Raw genomic sequence first — 7,311 nt, 5'->3', positions numbered from 1 at the left:
GGCCCCGCCGGATGGGCGGAGCCTCGAGGACCTCAGTCGCGGTTGGGGCGCGACCAGATCAACTGCAGGCCGTCTTCGCCTTCGACTTCGGCCAGCGTGGCGTAGATCGGAGCGGGGAAGCTCGGATCGTCCAGCTTGACCGAGAGGTAGTCGCGACCCTGTTCGGAGGTCTTCTGCCAGGCGGCACCGAGCTCGACGTTGCCGGCGTAGATGCGGAAGTGCGGCCCCTTGTCGGAGGGATTTTCGATGCGGGCGATACGGGCCTTGACGTTGAGGGCGAGCGTGTGGATCGAGCCGGAGAAGCCGTTTTCGGTGGAGGTGAAGGTTCCGATGGTAGCCATTGTCCAAGTTCCTTTTGCTGTTTCGGGCCGCACCATTGCGGCCTCGATGGCTGTCGCAAGGACCGGGGACGATCGGACCGCACCCAATGGGCCGAAATGAAATGGAGGGCGGCCGGGAGGAACTTTGTTGCTGCGCGAGGAATGGCGGCGGAGCCGGCAGGGGAAGAAGTTTCGGATGGCCGTTGCGGGAGGACGATCGAGGCGAAGCCGCTCTCCGGTCAGACATGCCTCATCGAGCCCGCAAATGGAGCGCCGTTGNGGGAGGAACTTTGTTGCTGCGCGAGGAATGGCGGCGGAGCCGGCAGGGGAAGAAGTTTCGGATGGCCGTTGCGGGAGGACGATCGAGGCGAAGCCGCTTTCCGGTCAGACATGCCTCATCGAGCCCGCAAATGGAGCGCCACTAACGTCAGGCTAAGGGACGTGGCAATGGTTCCCGTCGAGGGCCAACGGCAATGGTCGAAAGCGGTGCGGCGGCAATCCATATCGGTAAACGTACAAGGACGCCGGCCGACTGCATCGGCGCTATGCAGAAATAGAGGCAGGAAATCCGTAGCTATTGTCGGAAAGCTCGGAGCTCACGGCCATATCGAGAGAATTGTCTGCACGGCGAAAGACCTCGTAGGTGATCCTGTCGACGATTTCGTTGTTCACTCCGAAGACCAGCACGCGTGGCTTGATGCGTCAGCAGACAAAGCCGTTTATCGTCGAGAGGAAGCCGTCCCGCAAACCCAAGTCCGATGCCACGAAGGCATCGATCTGGGGCAAGTTGGACCTCACACTGAACCAGCATCCGCAGACCGAACGAGAACCAATCAAAAAGACGGCCGTCGGCGTCGACGACCGTCCCTGAATCAAAGCAGCCTTATGCCGCCGCCCTGCTACTACCCTCCTCGGACCCCTGCAGGCCGTGAAGATAGCTGACCGCGCGCTGCGCATGCGCGGCCGCCTGGAAGATTGCCCGCTTATCATTTGAAAGGACGGTGAGCCAGGACTGAAGGTACGAGGCGTGATCCGGTCTTGGCTCCAGCTCCGGGGCGATCCCGAGGTCGGCGCAGAGAAAGCAACTGCCGAGCTCGGCAATCAGTTCCTCGCGGGCGCGCTCGCTCTTATCTTTCGAATATCGGCTGAGATCGCGGCCGACCCGTCGCGGATTTGCCGTCCAGTGGGTCACCTCATGACTCTTCGTCGCCACGTAGGAAGCCGCGTCGCGGAAGGTCTCGAAAGGCGGCATCTGGATGTGGTCCGTCACCGGCGAGTAATATGCCTGCGATCCTCCATGCCGGATGACTGCGCCGGTGTTGCGGAAGAAGCGGTCGGCAATCTCGTTCCGCTCAACCGGATCAAGGACCGGTGTTGGACGATGGCAGTAGTGATCCGGCAGACCGTCGATCTGGTCAACGTTGAAGACGGAATACGCCTTCAGGAAGGGTATCTCCCGGTCGACATCGTTGCCGTTGCGGTCGGTCTCCGACTTCGTGTAGCGGCTGGCGAACACGACGGTCGAACCGGTTTCGCCCTTGCGAACCGCGGCGCCGAGCTCGAGCGCCTGCTTGAAAGTCATCCACGTCGGAGAGGAAAAACCTCTCGCCATCCCCTCGGACCACAGGAGGAGTACATTCATGCCCGAATAGGGCTGACCGTTGTGGCGTAGCGGTCGGGTGATACGACCGTTCGTGTTCGCCGCATTCCACGGCTTCATCCATGGGCGAATCCCTTTCTCCAGATCCTCGATGATCTTGTCAGTGATCCGCGTGTAGATGTCGGCGCGTTGGCCTTCTTCCTTCCTGCTCATTCAAACCTCCATTTCAAGGAGGTCGCGCCGATCGCGACCCCGTCACGGCGGTCCATAGGGCGGGGCGGAAAGGGGTGAGGGCACCGGCAGGCCGGAACGGACGTGGAGGACGGCGAAGCCGTTGCCGGAACGCCTCGCTCCGCTAGGACCAAAAGCCGGACAGGGCCGCGTTTGGCCGATCTCGGCGTCACCGCCCCGGCACACGTGCCTCCCGCCATGAAAATGGCGGAGCCGAAGCTCCGCCGGAGAAGCACTTACTCGAAGGCCGACATCTGTGCTTCGGCCGCATTGCGATCGAGAGAGTGACCTGGGTTCTCGACGGGCCGATCGAAGGGCTTCCAAGTCTCGCCGACGATTTGCTTGTAGGCTGCAACGGCGCCCTCCGCCGCCATGCGAAGCGCATGAGCCTGCACGCCCATGTCGGCGGCAAACTCGCGCCTGCGCTGGGCAGCACTGTCGTAGCCGACAGGGCCGTCGAAATCCTCGTCGCGGGCGTCGTTGGCAGCCTTGGCCGTGGCATCGCGCGCCTCGGTGACGGCGCGGCTGTAGAACTGGCCCGCGCCGTGCGCGGAACCGACAAAGGCGCCGACGATCCGCTGCAGATGGATCTGCATGGCCTTTTCGCCGAGGCCATCGCTAAGGGCATCGGCCGTCTCGGAGATGAGGCGCTCATGGAGATCGCGGATTCCGTCGCCGTCGACGATCGCGGTTCCGAAGCTCTCGGCAATTTTCAGTGCCTGGGCACTGTCGGGGCAGGTGAGCCGAACCATTTCGAGGGTTGCGCCCTTGAGCAGGGCGACGACGCGGGCAGACTGACGAGGGGGAGTAGCGGGCTTGGCCATGATTTCTTCCTTTCAACCTCGAAGCGGCTCCGGCCCCGTGCCGGCTTGCCCTTCGGTGCGGTCGCCGCGAACCGGCGGAAGACGGGCGTTTCAAGGTCCGGAGACGACAGGCAGAGCGGAGCCGGTTTGCGGGCTAGCGGGGCATCCTGCCCTGCGACGCCCGCGAGCCTGCTCCGTGAAGGACGGCGACTTCCGGCCGCCCGCGGCGCGGAACGCGGCCTTGAAACGACCGGCCGCTGGTTCAGACCGCAGCAAAACCGAAGGGGAAAGCGGCACGGGTCTGGTCCAACCGGGTGCTGAAAGGAAGATGGCTGCCTGAGACGCTACACGTCGTCATTTCCCGAACTCGCCTCATGCTCAATTGGCGCGATGAGGGTCTCGGCCGAAGGTTTCGGCTTGGGAGCCGATATGATTGCAGCCAACTCGGACCGTGCGTGTTTCGAAGACCGCGCAGTGTCCCGCCATCGTCATAGAGCGCGCCACCCATCCAGACGTTGTCCAGGATACTTTTCCAGCGTCGCCCGTGTCTGACGGCATAGGCCTGGAGCCCGGTTTTCTGTTCAGCGGTCAACGGGGGAAGCCGTTCGCGCTTCGGAACACGGCCGCGCCTATTCGGGATGACTTCAGCCAGACCCTCTTTCGCGGCGATCATTCGTCTGAGCTCCGCCACGCCAGCATCGAGGCACGCCTGTCCGTCGAGGTGATGGAACTGCTGCCAGAACGCGGTGCGTTCCGCGGGCGATGGCGCAATGCCGGATCTCCGTTCGAGGTCTGCGATCGTTCCCATGGCGCTAGACCTCCGCTCGTGGCTGAGCCGCGTCGCCAACCGGTTCGAACTGTTTTTGAAACGCAGCTATCGCAGCATCCTGCCGGGCCAGCTTTCGTGTCAGCGCACCAACTTCCGGCTGACACTCCGCCATCAGGGTGGCGAGATTGTTGCGATAGCGTTCGAGGGACGAACCGGTTTCCGGCGGCTTCCCGCGTCGATATCCGGTTTGCCGGCGCGCGAGCTGCGGCAGGATGAATGTGATCCGGCGCAAGACCTGGCGATCGATCAGTTCCAACTGGCGCTGCGTCTGCCGCCGCGCCTCTTCCATTCGCGACAGTTGCGTATGGTGGATTGGCGTTGCAGCCATCACGCAACCCTCCCTTGCCAACCCGCAAAACTGGAAGGGCCGTCATAGGCATCATGACGGTCAGGATCGATGACTAAACCGAAAACGGTCACGCGCGGCGTATTCGGCGCGGGGCACGAGAAAGCGGATCTGATCCGCCCGCCCATCGCGCAGACCACCGCGTGTGGCGATGACCTCCGTCATGTCGGCATGGTGGTTGGAAAAGATCGCGGAGATTACGATCAAGTCGCCGGCATGCTTGCGCTCGAAGGCATCCCGGTCCTTTGTCCAGGATTGGCCGGGCGCGAGTTCCCGGCCATGGATCGCCTCCCAGACGGACGGCCAGCTGTTGCGGATCGTCTCGTCCGCACATTTGCGCTCATAGGCCGTGAATAGGTCCGGGAAGGTGAGGGCGACGATCGCCCATTCCGCATCTTACTCGTACCAGGGCGAAGACTCTCGCAGCATCGGCAGGACGCGAATGTTCCGCTCGGCCGACAGATGAAACCCGCCATGGCCGGCCGTCATATGTGAGACGATCCCCTCGGCATAGATGGTCGCGAGCTGTGACGGACCCCATGGTGTGCTCGCTGCCTCATCTCTAAGGCGCTCTTCATGACCGTGGAAATCCTCCCGCGTCAACTCTGGCAGCGGGCGAGTGAGGCGCCAGGCGCTCGCGAGGAAGCTGGCGCCATCGCGTGCCGGCACCATTGCCAGGAGGGTATCGGCTATCCGCGCGACCGGAAAGCCATCAGCGCTGACGCCGAATTCCATCGCCGATTCATCGGCGGTCGAAACCCTGTCGGATTGAAGATCGGGCGTGCTCATGTGGCGGCCCTCCCTTCGACATGAGAGGCGGCAACCTCGTCGGCGGTCACCTCTTCGAGCACGACGTTCGGGTATCCATGCTCTTTCAGCCAGGCCGCGGCCGCCTCACGATTGTCGGTGAGATGGACGAGTTCCGCGTTCACACCGGCGCGATCGAAAACGCGGATAGAACCAAGCGCGGGACGTTCGAGAACCTTGAAGGTCAGGTTGGAATCGAGACCAAACGTTCGGTGAATGCGGATGACGACGGTATTCTTGCCGTCGAAATTCGCCTCGTGCAGCGTGAAATGTCCCGGCGAGGCGTAATTGCCGGATTGGTGCGGACCTTCCTTGCAGATCAGGCGGCCGCTGCTGTTGCGGGTTTGCCAGGCCGCCAGCTTCTTGTTGAAACGCTCGGGCGGGCGCGGTGTGCCATCGCACCAGGCGACGATGGAGCCGATCGGAGCGAGGTCATAGATCAGGGACGCAGACATCAGATATCTCCTTAAAGTTCTGCTGTTGATGGAAACGAGACCGCCGCCGGTGATGGCCGGCGGCAGTTGTCGATCGGATGAGAAGGGAAGGGTGGCTATTCGGCCGCAATCCCGTAGGCGGCTTCGTCCTCGTCGGCCGCGTCGTCAGCGGCCTGCGGATCGGCGACGTCGAGATCGGCCGCATCGCCGGCGACCCTGCCGCCCGCAAGCTCTTCTTCAAAGCTATCCGTCGCCGTAGAGCATGATCGTGCGCTTGCCGCGCGCGGCTTCGTCCCAGCGATCGCCGGCATATCCACGATTGTCGTCCGCCGTGATGCTCCAGATATGCTCCAGGCTTTCCTGTCGCGTCATGGCCCGAACCGGCCGGCTCTCTCGCTCGATGATTGCCACGCGCATGCGTTCGACCGCTTGCTCGTCGGAAAGATCGCAATAGCCATGGAAATGTCGGATGACGCCATCGATCCGCAAGGCGAAGAACACCGATGTCACGGATCCAGTCAGAAACTCGCGCATGGCAAACATCGCACCGCGCATCCAGAGCGGCGGAAGGATCTCGAACATATAGTCGTGCTCGACTTCAGCGATCTCGAACCATTCGCCGGCATTGAGGGGCGAGGCGTCACCGTCCCAACGGTCCGGACGTTGAGCGTGCCGGTCAAACATCCGGAACATTTGCTGGCGTGGGGCAACGCCCTGGAAGACCTTACGGATTGCGGGAGAGGGATTCATCTACGGCTCCTTCGAGATGTTTCCGGACCGAAGCGCAGCGCTGTCCTATCGACCGTGCCATCCTCTTCAGTCCTTCATGACACCTCCCGGGCCGCCGGCATCGCGGCCGGCCGGGTCAAGGGCCGGCTCCGCCGGGCGAAGCTTCTCTCGACGCGGGCGGTGCGAATGCGGCACGCCACCTTCCCACCTTTCCCTCTTTTCTTTCTCCCTGATTTTCAGGGTCTCGTTCCAGTCCTCCGCGGGCGGGCGGAGCCGCGACCAATCGCAGCCGACGGTATCGGCGAGCGCCCGCAACCGCTCGGCAAACATCTCCCCTTGCGGATTGGCGTCTGTCGCAGCGATGAGGAGAGCATCGGGCCGAAAGGCCATCTCCCGCAGCGCCGCCTCCGTTGACGGCGACCATCCGCCACCGGTGCTGAGATAGAGCGTTCCGTCCCGCGGGCCCTCGATGGCGGCGAGGCTCATGGCGTCGATCGCCGCTTCCGTGACGGCCAGGCGCAACGCTGTGTCCGGTCCCAGACGGAAGAGAACCTTCGTTCCTCCGGAGGCAAAGCCCCGATACTCAGGCCCTCGTGCCTCCCAGCCGGTGACAATTCCGGCATTGTCCGTATGCGCTGCCCACATGCTGCCATAGGGACCCTCCCGAAGGCGGTCTTGCCGGATTGTCGCGCGGAGCAAAATGGCTGGCAGGAAACGCTCGCCGCAAAGGTATGCCCATGTCGACGAGCCGGACCACGGACGCCGGCGTGCCTTCCAACGCTCGAGTAGAGAAAGGTCGTGGTTTTGATGAAGGCTGGGCGCCTGCCATTCCGGTTCCGTGATCGCGAGACCGACGAGGTCGGCGACCCTCCCGGCGCCTTCGAGAAATCCAACGTGATCGAGATGCTCGACAAGTCCGAACACATCGCCTTTTGCATCGCTGAGCGGGTCGAACCATCCGCGCCCCTCGTGGGTGACGATGATAATTTCAGCGCCACGGCGAAACTTCATCGCCCGCCGCGTACTCTCCTTCACATCGATTGCGAAGCCTGCCTGGTCGAGAACGGCAGCACAGCTCACCTGGTCGCGCAGCGCCTCTATTTCCATCCTGTTCATGTCTCTTCCTCTTTGCCTTGCCTGCCCGTCGCTTCGCGGGCGCACTTCCACCAGCCGCGAAGAGCAAAGGCGGCAAGGGCGCGGCTGACAATTGTC

Annotated in this window: 8 protein-coding genes and 2 pseudogenes; 2 read left to right on the top strand and 8 right to left on the bottom strand. The window is 63.0% G+C overall.

Features of this window, described 5'->3' with window-relative positions:
- Positions 1 to 32 precede the first annotated feature (32 nt).
- Complete coding sequence (locus ASG68_RS10325; protein ID WP_062609681.1) at positions 33 to 341, bottom strand: DUF736 domain-containing protein; 309 nt, start codon at positions 339 to 341, stop codon at positions 33 to 35.
- 622 nt (positions 342 to 963) lie between these two features.
- On the opposite strand from ASG68_RS10325, the gene ASG68_RS10320 reads away from it, so the two are divergent.
- Positions 964 to 1,191 carry a hypothetical protein gene (locus ASG68_RS10320; protein WP_062609679.1) on the top strand — a complete coding sequence of 76 codons (228 nt, stop codon included), beginning with the start codon at positions 964 to 966 and terminating at the stop codon, positions 1,189 to 1,191.
- A 12-nt stretch (positions 1,192 to 1,203) separates the two neighbouring features.
- Here ASG68_RS10320 and ASG68_RS10315 read toward each other — a convergent pair whose 3' ends face one another.
- The 5 genes and pseudogenes from ASG68_RS10315 to ASG68_RS10290 form a co-directional block, all read right to left on the bottom strand.
- Positions 1,204 to 2,133: an ArdC family protein gene (locus ASG68_RS10315; protein WP_062609678.1), complete on the bottom strand. Its 930-nt coding sequence runs from the start codon at positions 2,131 to 2,133 to the stop codon at positions 1,204 to 1,206.
- Positions 2,134 to 2,387: 254 nt separating this feature from the next.
- Positions 2,388 to 2,975, bottom strand: a complete 588-nt coding sequence (locus tag ASG68_RS10310; RefSeq protein WP_062609676.1) for a hypothetical protein — start codon at positions 2,973 to 2,975, stop codon at positions 2,388 to 2,390.
- A 791-nt stretch (positions 2,976 to 3,766) separates the two neighbouring features.
- Positions 3,767 to 4,111 carry a hypothetical protein gene (locus tag ASG68_RS10300; protein WP_062582635.1) on the bottom strand — a complete coding sequence of 115 codons (345 nt, stop codon included), beginning with the start codon at positions 4,109 to 4,111 and terminating at the stop codon, positions 3,767 to 3,769.
- Positions 4,111 to 4,918 (bottom strand): annotated as a pseudogene (locus tag ASG68_RS10295) (DUF7007 domain-containing protein). The gene ASG68_RS10300 and the pseudogene ASG68_RS10295 overlap by 1 nt, the downstream one beginning before the upstream one ends.
- Entirely contained in the window at positions 4,915 to 5,391 is a 477-nt protein-coding gene (locus tag ASG68_RS10290; protein ID WP_062602085.1) for a hypothetical protein, read from the bottom strand. The pseudogene ASG68_RS10295 and the gene ASG68_RS10290 overlap by 4 nt, the downstream one beginning before the upstream one ends.
- A gap of 77 nt (positions 5,392 to 5,468) precedes the next feature.
- Here ASG68_RS10290 and ASG68_RS31325 point away from each other — a divergent pair, with 77 nt between their 5' ends.
- Positions 5,469 to 5,636 carry a hypothetical protein gene (locus ASG68_RS31325; RefSeq protein WP_156373648.1) on the top strand — a complete coding sequence of 56 codons (168 nt, stop codon included), beginning with the start codon at positions 5,469 to 5,471 and terminating at the stop codon, positions 5,634 to 5,636.
- Here ASG68_RS31325 and ASG68_RS10285 read toward each other — a convergent pair.
- Both ASG68_RS10285 and ASG68_RS10280 read right to left on the bottom strand, forming a co-directional pair.
- A pseudogene (locus tag ASG68_RS10285) lies at positions 5,623 to 6,120 on the bottom strand (DUF1419 domain-containing protein); the annotation flags it as partial. The gene ASG68_RS31325 and the pseudogene ASG68_RS10285 sit on opposite strands and share 14 nt — an antisense overlap.
- Positions 6,121 to 6,186: 66 nt before the next feature.
- On the bottom strand, positions 6,187 to 7,215 hold the full coding sequence (locus tag ASG68_RS10280; protein ID WP_062609674.1) for a DUF3991 and toprim domain-containing protein: 1,029 nt from the start codon (positions 7,213 to 7,215) through the stop codon (positions 6,187 to 6,189).
- Between the last annotated feature and the right edge of the window lie 96 nt (positions 7,216 to 7,311).

Source organism: Rhizobium sp. Leaf453, from assembly GCF_001425605.1.
Classification (GTDB): Bacteria; Pseudomonadota; Alphaproteobacteria; order Rhizobiales; family Rhizobiaceae; genus Pararhizobium.
The sequence above is the reverse complement of the archived record's forward strand: the minus strand, read 5'-3'. Positions and strand labels throughout refer to the sequence as shown.

What these genes read in the sequence shown, in the direction of transcription:
- ASG68_RS10280 (WP_062609674.1), bottom strand. Translation starts at nt 7,215, where the DNA reads ATGAACAGGATGGAAATAGAGGCGCTGCGCGACCAGGTGAGCTGTGCT.
- ASG68_RS10290 (WP_062602085.1), bottom strand. Translation starts at nt 5,391, where the DNA reads ATGTCTGCGTCCCTGATCTATGACCTCGCTCCGATCGGCTCCATCGTC.
- ASG68_RS31325 (WP_156373648.1), top strand. Translation starts at nt 5,469, where the DNA reads ATGAGAAGGGAAGGGTGGCTATTCGGCCGCAATCCCGTAGGCGGCTTC.
- ASG68_RS10310 (WP_062609676.1), bottom strand. Translation starts at nt 2,975, where the DNA reads ATGGCCAAGCCCGCTACTCCCCCTCGTCAGTCTGCCCGCGTCGTCGCC.
- ASG68_RS10325 (WP_062609681.1), bottom strand. Translation starts at nt 341, where the DNA reads ATGGCTACCATCGGAACCTTCACCTCCACCGAAAACGGCTTCTCCGGC.
- ASG68_RS10315 (WP_062609678.1), bottom strand. Translation starts at nt 2,133, where the DNA reads ATGAGCAGGAAGGAAGAAGGCCAACGCGCCGACATCTACACGCGGATC.
- ASG68_RS10300 (WP_062582635.1), bottom strand. Translation starts at nt 4,111, where the DNA reads ATGGCTGCAACGCCAATCCACCATACGCAACTGTCGCGAATGGAAGAG.